The following is a 17,129-nucleotide window of genomic DNA, read 5'->3' as shown; positions in this document are numbered from 1 at the left end:
TCGGGACAACCTTAACGGCACGGGGGGTTGATGCGGGACCCTTTCCTCAAACGTTTGAATGCTCGGCCTTTCATTGATGGCTGGCTTTATCCGACGCCCCTGGCCTTGGCTCTGATGCTGATTGGCGGCCGATCTGAAGCGCAAACGATTGCCGCCCTGCCCTCCCCATCCAGGCCTGTCGCTACAAGGAACCATCCCGTCGCACCGGTCCCGGGTTGGACCCGCTTCTGTCGGCAAAGGCCCGACCAATGCAGGTAGAGTCCGCTGACAAAGCCGCTTCGCCCCTCGACCGTAACGGCGCACCAACTGCCGGAATCCTCGCAATCACCCATGTCGACGGCGGTGCCTTCCGGAAGGGTCCGGATGGAGGAGAAACTCGTCCCCGGCCCGGAGCGGAAGTTGACGCTGGAGGTGGTCACGCCCGGAGCAGCGGGCGCCGGCGTTGTGGCGATGATTGGAACAAGCGCGAGCGCGATGACCTGACGCATCAGAAATTACTCCTGCAACGCCCGGCATCGGTACGTTCCCGGCGCCGGGAAGTCTCTATGGTTCAAGCCCTGCGGACCGGATGCGTCGAACGATCGTCGGCGCGACGGATGCCTGTCGGCGCGAGAGGATCACTGCACGGCGCTGCGGGCACGCCCTCCGGAGGTGCGGCGGGAGCATCCGGCCCCAACCGGCGCCGAACTGGTCAAAGCGCAGGTTCGGACCGGGGTCGCATAGTATCCACCAGCAGCCGAAGGCCTATGGGCATGCCTCAGAACGGCGCCCCCTGCGCCCTGCGGAGGTAGCTCACGTTCGGATAGCCGGCTGCCGTGCATAATGGCGGTCCTTGCCAACATCTCAGCCCTTCTACCGGGCCAGCATAGGCGCTCCCGTAGTATGGATAGCTCCCGTAGTATGGATAGCTGTCGCCGGAATACGGATAGTCGTAGCCATAGCCGTAGTACGGATAGCTGAGGGCGCCGAGCGTCAGGCCAGCGGCCAGTGCCCCGCCATAGTAGGGATAACGCCGATAATACCCGCCATAGTACGGATAGCCTCGGCCGTAGTAGCCGCGGTAATAAGGGGCGCGGACTCCGTATCCACCAAAGCCGGGACGACCAATCGCCGTCGTGCGAAAGCCCCCAGTGCCGGGCCGGGCTGCAATCGCGCCGCCGCGGAAACCACCGCCACCCCGAGGAATGTACATCCTGGGGCCTCCCCAAAGCCACCGCCGCTCATGCGGGGGCTTGCGCCGCTAAAGCCACCGCCGCGGCCGCGCTGGGCCTCAGCCATATCCGGGATCAGAAGAGCGCCCGCTGCGAGAGCGATAAGAGTCAAGAGAGTCCTGTTCATCGCCATTCTCCTTGTCGCCGCCAGGTGCACGGCACGAGACAGGCTGTCATGCGAATTATCGTGATCCTGTTGGGAGAACTTGCTTGATCGACTGAGACAAGCGCTTGGCATTTTGAGACGAAAGGCCCTGCCATCTCGACGCTTGCTGTTTCGGCCGCCGCGATAGCCGATTTTAGGTCGGCTGATCCCTGCTGCCCTTGACGCCGGGTTCAAACTTCATCGCCCGGGGGCAGTTCGACCTGCGGTAGATCGCGACGATCGCTCCGCGGATGGGAGCGGGCGCATGCTCTCGTGGCGAACGAGCATCCCCCAAAGGTGGTGGTGCCCCTCAGCCAGGACGTGAACCGCTGCTTGCGTCCCAATTTGCCAATTGGCTGACCCAAACGATCAAGCGAGAAGCTCGATTGATGCAATACTGAAGCCTGCCGGAAAAAAGCCATGCCGGGGCCGCGGGTCCGCCGCTGCACGCGACCACCCCCAGCGACGTTCCTGGCGCCTACGGCTTGGCTGGGAGATCCCAATGCCTCGGCGGAGAAACGAACGAGCGACATCATGAGAGATCATTCGCGCAACGACGGCGACCGCCAACCGACCCGAGTCACCCTCTTCCTGTTCGCGACCGGCATCGAGAACAGCTATCCCATGATCCAGAACGGCCGCGTGCGCCGGGACCAGATGGAGGAATGCGGTCACTACCGTCAGTGGCAGCGTGACTTCGAACTCCTGGGGGATCTGAACATCCGCTTCCTGCGGTACGGTCCTCCACTGCACAAGACCTTCCTCGGTCCGGGGCGGTACGATTGGGAGTTCGCGGACCTGACATTCGCCTGGCTGAAGGAGCGCGATGTCGTCCCCATCGTCGACCTGTGCCACTTCGGCGTGCCGGACTGGATCGGCGACTTCCAGAACCCCGATTTCCCGACGCTGTTTGCCGAGTACGCCAGGGCCTTCGCGCACCGCTTCCCCTGGGTCCAGTTCTACACTCCCGTCAACGAGATGTTCATCTGCGCCCAGTTCTCGGCCGCCTTCGGCTGGTGGAACGAGCAGTTGAAAACTGATCGGGCTTTCGTGACCGCGCTCAAGCACATGGCCAAGGCAAACGTGCTGGCCATGTACGCCATCCTGGAGGAGCGTCCCGACGCGATCTTCATCCAAAGCGAGTCGACCGAGTATTTCCATGCCGACAATCCCAAGGCGATCAAGTCTGCGGAGTTTTACAACGCCCGGCGGTTCCTCTCGCTCGATCTAAACTACGGGTATCCGGTCAACTCGCACATGCACGAGTACCTGCTGGATAACGGCATGACACGGGAGGAATACCATTTCTTCCTGGACAACACCCTGCGCCACCACTGCATCATGGGCAACGACTTCTATCACTCCAACGAGCACCGCGTGCGCGCCGACGGCGGAATCCGACCCGCCGGGGAGGTGTTCGGCTATGACGAGATCACGCGCCAGTATCACGACCGCTACGGCCTGCCCGTCATGCACACCGAGACCAACTTCGACCAGGGCCACGAGGGCGACGAGGCAGTTGACTGGCTGTGGAAGCAATGGGCCAACGTCCTGCGGGTGCGCAACAATCGTGTGCCCATCGTCGGCTTCACCTGGTATTCGCTCACGGACCAGATCGATTGGGACATTGCCCTCCGCGAGCAGCGAGGGCGGGTAAACCCACGTGGGCTGTATGATCTCGACCGTAACATCCGACCCGTGGGGGAAGCCTTCAAGAAACTTCTGTCCCAGTGGCGCGAGGTCTTGCCGACGCAGAGCGTCTGCCTGTTCGTGCCGGTCATGCTGCCGAGCGAGTACGACGAACCGGTGGCGGCCCGCCGGCGCGAGGGATGGCGACGGTACTTGCGCCACGAATTGAAGACCAAGCCCGAACTCAGGAGCTAGTTGACCGTCGTTTCCTTTAACGGCGCTCCCGGGCCACGGAACCCGACGGCCGGAAACCGGAGAACCTCGAATGACCAGCTCCGACGATGTGCAGAAGACAATCCTCCGCAACAAACTCCTCGGCCGATGGGCCGCGGAGAAATTGGGCATCACCGGCCGGGACGCCGATGCCTATTCGGATGCCCTTGCCAGGGACACGGCCAATCCCGTGCGGAACGACGTGTTCAGCAGGATCCGCCAGGACTTCGACGCTGCGGGCGTGGCCGAGTCGGACGAGCGGATCCGGCACGTCATGACCGAGCTCATGCTCAAGGCCGGAAACCTGATGCCAACCGCCCAGGGTAACTCCGTCGATGCCGCAGCGGTGATGATCGCGCGCAATCTCATGACGCGATGAGATCGAATGATGGAGGGCCTCATCCGGATCAATGGATCTTCATCACCACGCGCCCGTCGATCTTGTTATTGCGCATCCGGCCGAAGATGTCGTTGATCGCCTCCAGCGGTTCGAGAGAGCAGTGGACCTTGACCTTGCCGTCGCCCGCGAATTGCAGGCATTCGGCGAGATCCAATCGGGTTCCAACAATCGAGCCACGGATGGTCTTGCGCATCAGAACCGTCTCAGATGTCGAGCGCGAACGAGCCGGGCCGCAGTCCGACGAGGGACATGGTGCCTCCCTTCGCGAGCATGCCCAATCCCTGGCTGAAGGCCTGGGGCGATACCGCTGTCACGAGCACGCCCTGCGCGCCACCGCAAAGTTTCTTGACCTCGGCGACCGGATCGGTCGTCTTCGCGTTGATGGCCGCGTCCGCTCCCATCTGGCGGGCGAGAGCCATCTTCTCGCCGGAGATATCGACGGCGATCACGTTGAGCCCCATGGCCTTCGCGTATTGCACGGCGACATGGCCGAGCCCGCCAATGCCGGAGATCACGACGGTGTCGCCCGGCTTGGTGTCGGTTTCCTTCAATCCCTTGTAGACCGTGACCCCGGCACAGAGGATTGGGGCGGCTCTGCCCGCCGAGCTCAGGTGAACAGCATCAGGCTTCAAACTGCGGCAGTCATACGCTCCGATTCCGTGACGATAGCCTCAAGGCTCTGAACAACGTGATCGGCAACGTCTATGGCATCCTCGGCGAGACGACGGCGACGCTCATTTGCGGAGCGGTCGAAGGGCATTCTCGGCGGATCAAGTGCATCGATAGATTGGGCGGAGCGAACGGCTTCCGCATAAGCTGAAATCTGGTTGCGCAGAATCTCTTCCTCAATGAGGATATCTGGCCTCATGAACATGAGGAACAGGGCGCAATCCGAGAGAGGATCCGGTTTGAGAGCACTGCCGCACAGGAGCCCGAACATCTGAACAGCGATGGCTAAGGCAGAACCCTTGTGCCCTCCCCACACGGTGAACGCCCCTTCGAGCCCGTTTGCAGGATCTTTCGTGGGGAATCCATCGGCATCATAGGCGACACCGTCAGCCAATTCCTGCCCAAGACGCTTCGCCAGCGTCGCCTCGCTGATCATCACAGAGGAGAGGCCCGCATCTATGATGATCGGGTCCCCTGACGAGGGAAATCCGAAGGCAATAGGGTTCGTGCCGAACCGCGCCTGATTGCTGCCAGCAGGGGCGACCCGCCAATCAGAGGCGCCGGCCGCCATGCCGACCAGCCCCTCCTTTGTCGCCATCTCCATGTAATAGGCGAACATGCCTGTATACCATGTGTTGTGCATGCCCGCGACGGCGATGCCATTTGCCTTCGCCTTCTCGATTCCCATCACAGTTGCGCGGTGCCCAACGAGATAGCCTGCCTGATCGCCACCATCGAGGAGCACTGAGACGGGGGTTTCTCTGACAACGGAAATCGGGCGGCGGCCCTCCGGACGTTTTCGGATGCGCTCGACCACCGACAGCGCCCTAGCAAGTCCTCCATACCCGATTCCTCGGAGTTCACAATCGATCAGATGGTCTGCGATGATTCCTGCCTCTTTCTCCGAATGGCCCACCGCCCTCATCGCTTGGAAAGCAAGAGCGTGAGCCTCTCTGACGGTCAGTTCCATGGGATGTCCTCCATCAACTTGATGCGCAAGGAAGCAATAGAGAAACGCAAATCATTTCTAAAAACCCATGTTGACTGTAAATCAACAAACTGTCTACAGTTGTCATATCGAGGAGACGCGGCCTTGGAACAGGGATACCTTTCAACGCGGTTCGGCCAAATCCACTACACTGCCGCTGGAAATGGCAGCATTGTCCTGCTGATCCATCAATCCGGCCGTTCGTCACGGATGTTTCTGGAACTCATTGGCGTGCTGAGCGATCGTTTTCGGGCCGTCGCCATCGATCTCCCAGGCTTTGGAAACTCCGCGCCCGCGGAGGCCGGCATCACCATCGAGGACCTCGCTGACCTTTGCGCCGAGGTCATTGTTGCTCTCGGCGCAGACGCGGCTCATGTCTATGGGCATCATTCGGGAAACAAAATAGCGGCAGCTCTCGCCGGACGCCACCCCGACAGAGTCAAGCGTCTTGTGTTGGCCGGACAAAGTCACAGCATCATCCCGGATCAGGTCGCCCGAAACAAGGCCATCGACAAGTTTGTAAGGCCCTACCGCCAGAGCGCTGAGATGTGCGATGCACGAGCCCTCAAGGCTGAGAAATGGGCGCGGACCTACCGGACCATAGCATCAGCTTGGTGGCAGCCTGAGATTCTCAGCGATGCTACGCCTCATGCAGAGGCTCTTGCCCACGCACTGGTCCTCGACACGCTCCAAGCGGCGGACGGATCAGCGAAACTCTATGCCGCGAACCTTAATTACGATCTCGCTTCAGGTTACCGCGCAATCCCCGTCGAGACGCTCGTCCTCGAAATCGTCACGCCTGAAGAGGATGCCCTCATCGGCAGACAAGGTGGTGCGGTATGCGCCCTGATCCGAAATTCGGAGCTGGCGGAGATTGAGCACGAGGATGGTGACGGCATCACCCTTGAAGGGAGCGCCCGCGAGCTTGCAGAAATTCTTATCCCGTTCCTTTCAGACAATCGACCCTCGCAGATCAAAGGAGCTGTCCAATATTGACCGCCGCCACTCTGGCCATGGCGACATCCGCGCATCTTGCCGGCGCATCTCTCGCGCCTCGATTCGCGGCGACTATCGTTGATTGTCTGCCTCACTGGCTCTTCGGAGCAAGCTGCGGTTGATCGAGAACTCGCTCCTCCGAGATCCGGCGCCAGGGAGCGAGATCAAAAAGCGCCAGAACACTGGAGATGCTAGCTGTCAACGCAGGTTTGCGACGATCTCAAGCATCGAAACAACGATCAGGAGGAACGAAATGAAACTTTCGAATCTAGTATCCGGTGCATTTGCGCTGACCATGACCGCTATCGCCTTTTCTGGCGCCGCGAGTGCGCAGGACGACATCAAGAGGATGAACCTGCGGTGGGCGCATTTTGCACCGCCGACATGGGGGTCCGCGCAGGCCGAACAGCTCTTCGCCAAAGAAATCGAGAAGCGCACTAACGGCAAGGTCAAGATCCAGTTCTTCTGGTCCGGCGCTCTCGGTGGCCCAAGCGAATTGATGGACCTTGTTGCAAGCGGCGCGGTCGATTTCGCCAGTTTCCCGCCCACCTACTATCCAGCTCAGTGGCCGATGATGGGCCTGATCAACAGCTTGCCCATGACTTGGCAGGACCCGAAGCTCGCGATGGACATCCAAGAATATCAGATCGCGAACAACAAGGCGATTCAGGATGAACTGGCTAAGAACAAGCTGAAGGTCGTCCTGATACACGGGCTTCCCCCCTACAGGCTTCAGTGCACCACGCCTGTTAAGACCATGGAAGATCTGAAGGGCAAGCGCATCCGCACCTTCGGCGACTGGCCTCCTTATGTGATGCAGAAGATCGGCGCGGTGCCGGTCAACGTCCCGCTCGGCGAGATTTACGAGGGCTTGCAGCGCGGCAGTCTGGACTGCGGTTACAATCCTAATGAAAACTCGGGCTTCCTGAAACTCTATGAAGTCGCCAAGAACTGGAGCGACATCAACTTCGGTGCGATCGCCGCCTATTCGTCCTTCGCCAATGCAGAAAAGTTCGCAGCTTATCCGGAAAGCCTGAAGAAAATCTTCAAGGACGCCTATGACGTTGCGGTTGCCTGGGAGAAGGAAAATTTCGACGTCGCTGAGAAGAAGCACCTGGCCGACGCCGAAAAGGCCGGCGCCAAGGTCGTTCACTTCGAAGAGCAGGACAAGCTTAACGCAACCTTCCCAGACATGCTGAAGACCTGGGAAGAAACAATGTGCAGCAAGAATCTTTGCGAGCAGGCCAAGAGCGTGGTTGCTGATACCCGAAAGGTCATGGAGGCTGCCAAATGAGCAATGCCTCCGGCTCCCATCATCTTGACAATAGCATCCTCCCCGCGGCTCCACAGCCGCGGGGACTCGCTGCCGCGATCGATCACGTAACCGGCGGGCTGTGCTTTATTGCCATGGTGATCGCGAGTATCTGTGTCGCGCTCATCATCATTATCGGCACCATCGACACTTTCGGCCGTGCCGTCATGAATAGTCCGATGATGGGCGCGGTCGAACTGACCGAGTCCTTGTTAGCAACGACTATCTTTCTCGCTCTGCCGTATGCGCAGCGACATGCTCAGCATGTCGTCGTCGATATTGTGGTCCATAGCTTCTCAACCCGCTGGCAGTTTATCACTTACTTCTTCGCACTTGTCTTCACCTTCCTGTCTTTCCTGTTACTTGCGGTTGAGGCCGTCGATGGTGCACACGCCGCCTGGCTTGCCTCGGAAGTATCCGCCGGTTACGTGCCGGTGCCCATCTGGCTCGCCAAGCTCCTGTCGGCTGCCGGTTTGATTATTGCCGTTATCGAAACCGCTCGTCAGATCGTTTGGACTATCCTCTGGCCGAAAGATGCCCTGTCGCATCGCGGCGCAGCGAGCGCAGAAGCTGTTCATCTGGAGCAAGACTGATGGATCCTTTTACAATCGCTTGCCTGTGCATCGGCGGAATGCTCCTGATGATGGCTATCGGACTGCCTGTCGCAGTCGCGATGATCACGGCTTCCGCCGTGGGGATGTATGTCACCGCCGGCCTTGGCTTCACGCTCACCACCTTCCGTACGCTCCCCTTCGCCACTGCCAGCTCCTACACCTTCTCGGCCGTTCCCATGTTCGTAGCCATGGGCGTGATTGCCGGATCGTCGGGTATCGTTGCTGACGTCTATCGCTCGGCCGACATGTGGCTTGCCCGAGTGAGAGGCGGTCTCTACATGGCGACGACCTGCGCCTCGGCGGCATTCGGCGCGGTCAATGGCTCCACAATCGTCGGTGCGGCGCTGTTCACGCGCATCGCCTTGCCTGAGATGATCAAGCTCGGCTACAATCGAGCAGCCTCGGCTGGCTGCATCGCAGCCGCCGGCACCTTCGCGGCCATGATCCCGCCGTCGATCACCATGGTGCTCTATGGCGTGCTCACGAACGAGTCCATTGGGCAGATCCTGATCGCGGGCATCGTCCCAGGCATTCTCACTGCCTTGGTCTATATCGTGGGCATCGCTATCTTCGTGCGTATTTGGCCGGATTGGGCACCGCCTACAGAGCGTCACTTTCCGCTTAAAATGCGGATTGCAAGCCTGAAGTCCGTCTGGCCAATTGCCTTTATCGCACTCATCGTGGTCGGCGGGATCTATTCCGGATTGGTGTCTCCTTCGGCGGCTGGCGCGGTTGGTGCAGTCGGAGCCATCGTCGTCATCATGGTGACTGGCCGCATGAACCGGCACACGATCACCAGCAGCATGTCCGAGGCCGCCACCACCACTGCGGTGATGTTCTTCATCGTGATCGGAGGTCTTGCGTTTTCCCGCCTGCTGCTCGTCACCGGTTTCATCGGTGACACACTGGGCGTGATCCAGGACCTTGGACTACCGGCCTGGGTGCTGCTGATGGCTTTGGTGGCGCTTTACATCGTGCTCGGCATGCTGATGGACCCGATCTCCATGATGGTCATGACCGTGCCGGTGGTGCATCCCATCGTCACTGGGCTCGGATATGACCCAATCTGGTTTGCCATCATCATGGTGAAACTGATCGAGCTGTCCTGCATTACGCCGCCGGTGGGGCTCAACCTCTTTGTCGTTGCCGGGGCAGGAAAGGGAAAGGTGACCACCAGACAGGTCTATACAGGCGCTATTCCTTTCGTCTTCCTGGAACTGATCACGCTAGGCCTGCTGCTGGCCTACCCGGAGATCACCCTATGGTTACCGACCGTCATGATGCGCTGATACCCAGCCGGATCTGCTCACAGGATGCAGATCCGGCTGCGCACTTCACTTCCGCAGGGTAACAAGGAAGATGGGCACATGAGCACACCAGAGCCTTATGAAGTCTATGCGATACGCTACGCCACGAGCCCGTATCGGATGCGGTTCCACAACTGCCTGTTTTGTCATGGCAAGGACGTTCATGAGGCTCCGATGCCGATGGACTTCTTTGTCTGGGTTATCCGCAACAGGCAACGCATCATTGTTATCGATACCGGATCCCGTGATTGGAAATGCACGCAGCGCGGACATGAATTCATTCGTTGTCCAACCAAAGGTCTAGAGGCAATCGGCATTGATCCTGCGAGCGTGGAGGATGTGATCATCACCCATATGCACTGGGATCATGCTGGCAACATAGACAAGTTCATCAATGCCAAGGTGCATCTGCAGGTCGCCGAGATGCGCAATGTCACTAGCCAGGACATGGGCATACCCGCGCTTAATAACTTTTTCCTGGTCGACGACGTCTGCACGGTCGTGAAACGCTTGTTCGAAGGCAGCGTCACCTTTCATGAGAAGTCGAGCGAGATCGCGCCAGGCGTCAGCATTCATGAGGTCGGCGGACATTCAGCCGGCATGCAAGTGGTGCGTGTCTACACCCGGCGCGGTTGGGTCGTGCTGGCGTCCGATGCCTCACATTTCTACGTCAACTTCCAGCAGAACAACCCTTTTCCGGTGCTCTATAACTTCCAGGACACGGTGCGTGGCTACCAGACGTGCCTCTCGCTTGCCGATAGTCCAGATCATGTGATTCCCGGCCACGATCCACTGGTCCTCAAGCGCTATCCCGCGGTGTCCAGCAGTCTAGAGGGCGATGTCGTGCGTCTTGATGTCGATCCCACTGCCGACTGACCGCCGTAAGATCAACAGGATTCAAGTACCATGCTGATGAAAGCTGCTGTTCTCTTCGAGCAAGGATTGCCGCAACCCTATGAAAAATCGCTCCCACTCCGCATCCAGGAGGTCAAGCTCGATCCTCCCGGCGGGGGCGAAGTTCTGATCGAGGTGGAGGCGGCCGGACTCTGCCATTCCGATCTGTCGACCATTGAGGGGCTGCGCCCGCGCAGGGTTCCGACTGTGATGGGGCACGAAGCGGCTGGCATCGTGCGGGAAGTCGGGGCAGGTGTGCGCCGGTTCAGCCCTGGCGATCATGTCGTGGCCGTCTTTGTCGCCAGCTGCGGCGAGTGCCGCTACTGCTCCAATAGCCGCCCCAATCTCTGCACACGGTCCTGGCAGGCGCGCGCGGAAGGAACGCTCCAGTCCGGGGCGCGGCGCATCTCGTGCGACGGTGCCGAAATCCACCACTATAGCGGGCTTTCGACTTTCGCGGAGTATGCTGTCGTTGCGGAAAACTCACTCGTCAAGATCGACAAGGCCGTGCCGCTGGAAGTGGCAGCGCTGTTCGGTTGCGCCGTAGTGACTGGCGTCGGCGCCGTGATGAATACGGGCAGGGTTCGCCCGGGCGACAGCGCGGCGGTGGTGGGGCTCGGAGGTGTCGGGTTGAACGCATTGATCGGCCTTGTCGCCTCCGGAGCCTATCCGATCATTGCCGTAGACCTCAGCATCGAGAAGCTGGAGCTGGCGATATCGCTCGGCGCCACCCACGCTGTCCTCGCCGGCACGGACAGGACGGTGGATGAGGTGCGGGATCTAACCGACGGAGGCGTCGATTTCGCCTTTGAAATGGCAGGCTCGATTCCGGCGATGGAGACCGCCTATGCCATCACGGGCCGAGGCGGCACGACCATCAGCGCCGGCCTGCCCAATCCGACGAAGACAGTTGCCTACGCGCATGCACCGATGGTGTCTGACGAGCGGACCATCAAGGGCAGCTACATGGGGAGTTGTGTCCCACAGCGCGATATCCCTCGGTTCATGGAGCTCTATCTGGCGGGACGCCTTCCCGTCGACCGACTCCGTAGCGGCGATGTCAGTTTTTCCACCCTCAACAGGGGGTTCGATCTCCTCTCAGCCGGAAAGGTCGTTCGTCAGACCTTGCGGCCGAAAATCGCGGCCTGAACACGTCATCAGGCTCCATCCACGCTCAGACTTTGACACAGGAAGGCAACGGCCATGGCTACGACTTATGATCTCTTCATCAACAACGAACGGGTGAGGACCGGAAACCAGGAGTATTTCCCCGCCGTAAATCCGTACACGCGCGAAGAGTGGGCATCGGTTCCCCAGGCGAGCGCTGCCCAGGTGGCTGATGCCATTGCCGCCGCGCGGCATGCCTATGACACCGTCTGGAGCAAGACCTCCGGTTATGATCGTGCCAAGCTCCTTCACAGGCTCGCCGACATTCTGGATGCGAATGCCGAGCGCATGGCCATCATGGAAACCACCGACAACGGCAAGGTAATCCGTGAAACCTACAGCCAGATGGGATTTGCGGCGCGCGCATACCGTTTCTTCGCCGGCTGCGCCGACAAGATCTTCGGCGACACCATTCCGCTCGACCAGCGGAATGTATTCGACTTCACCCGTCGTGAGCCGGTGGGCGTCGCCGTGCTCATCACGGCGTGGAATTCGCCGATGGGCCTTCTGTCCAACAAGCTCGCACCGGCGCTCGCTGCAGGCAACTGCGTGGTCATCAAGCCATCTGAGCACGCCTCGGTCACCACGCTTGAATTCGCCAACTTCATCAAGGAAGCCGGATTCCCACCGGGTGTCGTTAACGTCGTCACGGGCGATTACCGTGCGGGCCAGGCACTTCTGACGAGCGGCCGCGTCGACCGCGTAAGTTTCACCGGAAGTCCGGCTGTCGGTCGCCAGATCGCGGCCGATGCGGGAAAAGCCCTGGTTCCGGTGACTCTGGAGCTGGGCGGCAAGTCCCCAAACATCATCTTCGACGATGCCGATCTCGACCGGGCTGTCGTCGGCGCGCTAGCTGGGATCTTTGCGGCGACGGGGCAGACCTGTATCGCTGGGTCGCGGCTACTCGTACAGCGTGGCGTCTCTAAGCACGTATCTGAACGGCTTGTGGAACGGGCGAGAAAAATCAAGCTGGGCAATCCGCTCGACAAGAGCACTGAAATGGGCACCGCCGCCAATGAGCCCCAGTTCAAGCGGATCCTCGGCTCGATCGACAACGCCGTAAAAGAGGGCGCGACCCTCGCCTGTGGAGGAAAAGCTGCGACCGGCGAAAACCTCGCGAACGGCTTCTTTATCGAGCCGACGATATTCACCGATGTTCGCAACTCCATGACGCTCGCTCAAGAGGAGGTATTCGGTCCGGTACTTTCGATCATTCCGTTCGACACGGAGGAGGAGGCTATCAGCATTGCAAACGACACGAAGTACGGTCTCGCATCGGGCGTCTGGACAACAAACCTTTCTCGTGCGCTGCGCATGTCCCGCGCGATTCATGCCGGAACGGTTTGGGTGAACACCTATCGTGCGGCATCGGTGATGGCGCCGTTCGGCGGGTTCAAGGACTCCGGCTATGGAAAGGAACGCGGCGTTATTGCGATGGAAGAGTTCCTCCAGACGAAGAACGTCATGATCGACTTTTCGGACGAGGAGCGCGATCCCTTCGCCATCAAGGTCTGATCCCAGCACTTCCCCGAAAAGGCAGTGCCCGAACGCGGTTCGGGCACTGCGAAAGGAAAAACGCAAGAACAAGGACTCAGCGTGGGAGGACGCCCAATGGACATCTCGGCCAACGACTATTTTGAAATCATGCAGCTCTACGCACGCTACGCGAGGGCGATCGACTCGGGCGACGGTCGCGGCTGGGCACAATGCTATGCGGAGAATGGGCGGTATCTCTCGTCCACGTTTGGCGAGTGCAATGGCCGAGCCGAACTGGAGGTCTTCGCAGTGGACCATTTCAAGCGTTGGAGTGACAAGGGGATCCAGACACGACACTGGAACAACCAGGTGCTTGTCGAACGCAACGGCGACGGGACGGTTTCCAGCTCCGTTTATCTCTTGCTGGCGGGAGTGAGCAAGGGAGAAGCCCCCAAACTATACCTGCAAACCGTCTATACCGACACGCTGATCCAGGAGGAAGGCCGCTGGGTCCTTAAAGAGCGCCAATCGAACGCGGACATGCGCCCCGATCCGTCCCAGCTCGGGTTCACCCGTTGGGAAACGAAAGCGTGAGCAACCTTTATCACAGAGGACACCATGATACGGACATATGATGTCATAGTTGCCGGTTGCGGGATCGCCGGCTTGTCAGCGGCGGTCTCGGCGGCCCAAGGGGGTGCGAAGGTGGCGGTGCTTGAGCGCGCGCCTTTCGAAGAACGTGGCGGCAACACGCGCTGGACCGAGGCATTCTTGCGGATGAAAAACGAGCACGAGGTGTCGGACGACTTTGAGGAGCACTTCATGGCGAACTCGGGTTTCCACCTCGATCCGAGCTTGGTCCAGGAAACGGCGAGCCCTTATGAACAATGGCCATCCATTGTGAAATCGCTGTCGTTCACTGATCCCGAGATCGTCGCGACCCTTGCTGCGCAAGCAGGGCCGACACTGCAATGGATGAAGCAGTTCGGGGTCACTTATTCGGACATGGCGAGCTACCTGATCACGCAGTCAACGACACGCATTAGCCCGGTCGGTGGCGGGTGGGCTTTGCTGGAGGCACTTGCAAAAGGAGCCGACGAACTCGGAGTCGAGTTCTTCTACGAAACGACGGCGGAGGAATTGATTCAGAACGAGGACGGTCGGATTGTAGGTTTGCGTGCAACATCGCGCGAGAGCCGCAATCACCGCTTCATGGGGGCCGTCGTGCTTGCATGCGGTGGCTTCGAGGGCAACGCTGAGATGCAGGCCCGTTATCTAGGCCCGGCATCGCGCTATGTTCGGCCGGTGGCGCGCGGCGGATACTACAACAGGGGCGAAGGAATACGGATGGGGCTTGCCGTCGGCGCAGCACCATGCGGCGACTTCACTGAGTACCACGCGGAGCCGATCGATCCGCGATCCGGCGTCTCCGAGCCAATCGTGTTCATGTTCCCCTACGGCATTCTCGTCGATCAGAACGGCAGACGCTTCATCGACGAAGCCTCGGACGCCGTCGACGCGATTTACGAGAACATCTCACGGGTCATCAATCGCCTGCCGGGCGGTATCGCGTACGCCATCTGCGACGCGGGTCTCGACGATGTGCCAAACTGGCAGCGAACAGTCAGAACTGACGAGAAACCCTATCAGGCGGATACGCTGGCTCAACTCGCTGGGCAGATCGGCGTGTCTGCCGACAACCTGGAACGAACGGTAGCAGAGTTCAACGCCGCGACCGCGTCAGGCGAGTTCAAGCCGCTGGAGAAAGATGGGCTTGCGACCCGCGGTCTACAGCCACCCAAATCCAACTGGGCCCGTCCCATCGCGAAGCCGCCCTACCGCGCATGGCCGATCAGCTCCGCCAACTGCTTCACATTCGGCGGACTTCGCTGCAACACCTCGGCGCAGGTCGTTGACCATGATGGGCGTGTGATACCCGGCCTGTACGCAGCCGGCGAGACCATGGGCATCTACTACGGCCGGTACACGGGCGCCACGTCGGTATTGCGCGGCGCCGTCTATGGTCGCATCGCGGGCATTCACGCGGCTGAGAACTGCAAAGCCCAAAGCGCAGCGATTCCTGAAGCCCTTCCGTAAGCGTGCGGACAGGAGTGGCAACAAACAGCTTCTTCAAGAGAACAAGATGGCGAGAACACCAAACTATTTCAAAGGAAAGACAATCGCGATAACGGGAGCCGCAAGCGGTCTCGGTCGGGCTGCGGCTGTGATCTTCGCTCGCGAGGGCGCACGAGTCGTTTGCGGCGATATCAATGATGCGGGCGGCGCTGAGACCGTGCAGGCTATCGAGGCCGAAGGAAGCGAGGCGATTTTCATCAAGACCGACGTAACCAAGCGCACGGACGTCCGAAACTTCGTTCAAGCGGGCGTGGAACGTTTCGGACGCATTCACTTCCTCTTCAACTCGGCAGGATCGGCATTGAAGCGCTGTGGCTTCCTTGAAATCGACGACGGGCTGTTTGATTTAAGCTTCGATCTGAACGTGAAAGGCACTTTCTACGGCATGCAGGAGGTGCTTCCGCACATGCTGGAGAATGGCGGCGGTACCATCGTGAATGTGGCGAGCATGGCGCACAAGCGGGGTGGTCCGGGCACATCGGTCCATTACGCCTCGGCAAAGGGCGCTGTGGTAACAATGACCATGGGCGTGGCGCGCGAGTTCGCGGATCGCGGGATCCGGTGCCTGTCAATCTCGCCGGCAGCGGTCAACACGGGTTTCCAAGCTGCATCGGGAACGTCGAAGGAGATGGTCGAGCGGCTGATGAATGACATTCCAATGAAGAGGAACGCCGAAGCGGACGAAATCGGTGAACTGGTCCTCTTCCTGTGCTCGGATGCCTGCCATTTCATGACAGCCGATACAGTCTATGTCAGTGGCGGAGGAGGATTCCGCTGATCGTGGCTTATCTGCACAGAACTGAAACTAATTGACTTGTTGCTCAAGTTTCATCCGGAAGCTTTTGGAGCCTCAGCAGGGTTGCTTCTGCAGCTGACTTTGCTACAGCAGAAGGCGATCTTTGGACTTGAGCTTCTGCTCGTCACGAAATGCAGCGATGGCCTTGAACAGCTTTTTCCGGTGGCCAAGAAGCACTCCCAGCTTCTTGAGATCAGCCTCAGTTACTTCAGGCCGTATCTCAGCATCGACAGCGTTGTCTTGAAACGTTGTTATATATTGATCGAGATTGAGGGGTCGGAGCCATGCGCCGATGTCCATCGAGGCGCCGATGTCCATCGAGGCCCCCCTCTTTGTCCGAACTTTACCTGAAGTTCCATTCCACCGGATAGCAGCATTGTAGAGCCTGTGCGGCGTCATCAGATACGGGATCTTGCAAACCCCGGCGCATGATAACGAGGCAACATCCTGTGACCATTGGCAACACAAACAAGTCTTGAGCAAACCATGCGGCGGCAACTTCAAGCGGGAGGGCACCATACCGCCGATGAAGACGGCAGCCGGGATCTGAAGATGCGCCAAGACATGTCCGGAGAGACAGACTTGTCCAAGTTCCCTCCGCGGCACGAGGAAGTGGATGCCCTACCTCCGGCCGGAGGTACTCTACCTAGTGCCAGAGTGGGCGAGGCAGGCTGATAGCGTCTGGGTTGCGAAACTGTGTTACTCTTTCTCTTCAGCGCAGCTAAGAATTGCTGCCGTCCAGTTTAGACAAGCCTCAGGCTGAAGGTCAGTTCGGAGTTGAGCTTGTGTGAAAATGCAGACAGGCTCGATCTTGGCGAACTATTTGTACAATTTTATGCCTCTGCACCGGGGAAATCTCGGTCTGCACAGGGGCCGCAAGACGGAAGATTGCTCCAAGCCATGCTTGGTCAGCGTTTTCACACAGGTTCGGTCAAACTCGGACGTTCAGCGCAGCCGTGTCAAGGTCCGCTCACCAGCTCAAAACAGATGTTCCGGTACGGCCTTGATTTTAAGGCACACTGCAGCCCAACAGCGCTATCGGATGCTGCCCGCGAGAATGCTTTGAGTACCGATCCAGCGAGCATCGCCCAAGGATCTTCGCGGGCATGATCCTGA

Annotated in this window: 16 protein-coding genes and 1 pseudogene; 12 read left to right on the top strand and 5 right to left on the bottom strand. The window is 59.5% G+C overall.

All coding sequences use genetic code 11. The annotated features are described in order from the left end of the window. Window positions 1–86: 86 nt before the first annotated feature. Entirely contained in the window at window positions 87–488 is a 402-nt protein-coding gene (locus AA309_RS32525) for an SH3 domain-containing protein (RefSeq protein ID WP_052954991.1), read from the bottom strand. 269 nt (window positions 489–757) lie between these two features. Beyond that, window positions 758–1,192, bottom strand: a complete 435-nt coding sequence (locus AA309_RS33575) for a hypothetical protein (RefSeq protein WP_084731649.1) — start codon at window positions 1,190–1,192, stop codon at window positions 758–760. Between the two features lie 698 nt (window positions 1,193–1,890). Here AA309_RS33575 and AA309_RS25310 point away from each other — a divergent pair. Continuing rightward, window positions 1,891–3,240 (top strand): family 1 glycosylhydrolase, encoded by a 1,350-nt coding sequence (locus AA309_RS25310; protein WP_047191797.1) that lies wholly within the window; start codon window positions 1,891–1,893, stop codon window positions 3,238–3,240. A gap of 70 nt (window positions 3,241–3,310) precedes the next feature. Continuing rightward, complete coding sequence (locus AA309_RS25305; protein WP_047191796.1) at window positions 3,311–3,637, top strand: ATPase inhibitor subunit zeta; 327 nt, start codon at window positions 3,311–3,313, stop codon at window positions 3,635–3,637. A gap of 28 nt (window positions 3,638–3,665) precedes the next feature. On the opposite strand, the pseudogene AA309_RS25300 reads toward AA309_RS25305, so the two are convergent. Then, window positions 3,666–4,251: pseudogene (locus AA309_RS25300) on the bottom strand (zinc-binding dehydrogenase); the annotation flags it as partial. Window positions 4,252–4,286: 35 nt separating this feature from the next. Further along, window positions 4,287–5,297 carry an Ldh family oxidoreductase gene (locus AA309_RS25295; protein WP_047191795.1) on the bottom strand — a complete coding sequence of 337 codons (1,011 nt, stop codon included), beginning with the start codon at window positions 5,295–5,297 and terminating at the stop codon, window positions 4,287–4,289. Window positions 5,298–5,300: 3 nt separating this feature from the next. On the opposite strand from AA309_RS25295, the gene AA309_RS32520 reads away from it, so the two are divergent. The 10 genes from AA309_RS32520 to AA309_RS25245 all read left to right on the top strand — a co-directional run bounded on the left by AA309_RS32520 (window position 5,301) and on the right by AA309_RS25245 (window position 15,995). Continuing rightward, window positions 5,301–6,311, top strand: a complete 1,011-nt coding sequence (locus AA309_RS32520) for an alpha/beta fold hydrolase (RefSeq protein WP_160310544.1) — start codon at window positions 5,301–5,303, stop codon at window positions 6,309–6,311. 253 nt (window positions 6,312–6,564) lie between these two features. Continuing rightward, a complete protein-coding gene (locus tag AA309_RS25285; protein WP_047191794.1) occupies window positions 6,565–7,605 on the top strand; it encodes a C4-dicarboxylate TRAP transporter substrate-binding protein in 1,041 nt (346 codons plus the stop codon). Next, on the top strand, window positions 7,602–8,216 hold the full coding sequence (locus AA309_RS25280; RefSeq protein WP_047191793.1) for a TRAP transporter small permease: 615 nt from the start codon (window positions 7,602–7,604) through the stop codon (window positions 8,214–8,216). The genes AA309_RS25285 and AA309_RS25280 overlap by 4 nt, the downstream gene beginning before the upstream one ends. Further along, a complete protein-coding gene (locus tag AA309_RS25275) occupies window positions 8,216–9,526 on the top strand; it encodes a TRAP transporter large permease (RefSeq protein WP_047191792.1) in 1,311 nt (436 codons plus the stop codon). The genes AA309_RS25280 and AA309_RS25275 overlap by 1 nt, the downstream gene beginning before the upstream one ends. Before the next feature lie 78 nt (window positions 9,527–9,604). Then, window positions 9,605–10,420, top strand: a complete 816-nt coding sequence (locus AA309_RS25270) for an N-acyl homoserine lactonase family protein (protein WP_047191814.1) — start codon at window positions 9,605–9,607, stop codon at window positions 10,418–10,420. Between the two features lie 30 nt (window positions 10,421–10,450). After that, window positions 10,451–11,587: a zinc-dependent alcohol dehydrogenase family protein gene (locus AA309_RS25265; protein WP_047191791.1), complete on the top strand. Its 1,137-nt coding sequence runs from the start codon at window positions 10,451–10,453 to the stop codon at window positions 11,585–11,587. A gap of 54 nt (window positions 11,588–11,641) precedes the next feature. Then, complete coding sequence (locus AA309_RS25260) at window positions 11,642–13,120, top strand: aldehyde dehydrogenase (protein WP_047191790.1); 1,479 nt, start codon at window positions 11,642–11,644, stop codon at window positions 13,118–13,120. Window positions 13,121–13,216: 96 nt separating this feature from the next. Beyond that, window positions 13,217–13,675 carry a nuclear transport factor 2 family protein gene (locus tag AA309_RS25255; protein WP_047191789.1) on the top strand — a complete coding sequence of 153 codons (459 nt, stop codon included), beginning with the start codon at window positions 13,217–13,219 and terminating at the stop codon, window positions 13,673–13,675. Between the two features lie 24 nt (window positions 13,676–13,699). Continuing rightward, window positions 13,700–15,178, top strand: a complete 1,479-nt coding sequence (locus tag AA309_RS25250) for an FAD-dependent oxidoreductase (RefSeq protein ID WP_047191788.1) — start codon at window positions 13,700–13,702, stop codon at window positions 15,176–15,178. A 46-nt stretch (window positions 15,179–15,224) separates the two neighbouring features. After that, window positions 15,225–15,995: an SDR family NAD(P)-dependent oxidoreductase gene (locus tag AA309_RS25245; RefSeq protein WP_047191787.1), complete on the top strand. Its 771-nt coding sequence runs from the start codon at window positions 15,225–15,227 to the stop codon at window positions 15,993–15,995. Window positions 15,996–16,097: 102 nt separating this feature from the next. Here AA309_RS25245 and AA309_RS35475 read toward each other — a convergent pair whose 3' ends face one another. Next, window positions 16,098–16,331: an SAM domain-containing protein gene (locus tag AA309_RS35475; RefSeq protein WP_047191786.1), complete on the bottom strand. Its 234-nt coding sequence runs from the start codon at window positions 16,329–16,331 to the stop codon at window positions 16,098–16,100. Between the last annotated feature and the right edge of the window lie 798 nt (window positions 16,332–17,129).

Origin of the sequence: Microvirga vignae (assembly GCF_001017175.1) — a bacterium.
In the GTDB taxonomy this organism is placed as follows: domain Bacteria; phylum Pseudomonadota; class Alphaproteobacteria; order Rhizobiales; family Beijerinckiaceae; genus Microvirga; species Microvirga vignae.
Note: the sequence above shows the minus strand (reverse complement) of the source record. Positions and strands in the feature narration are given on the sequence as shown.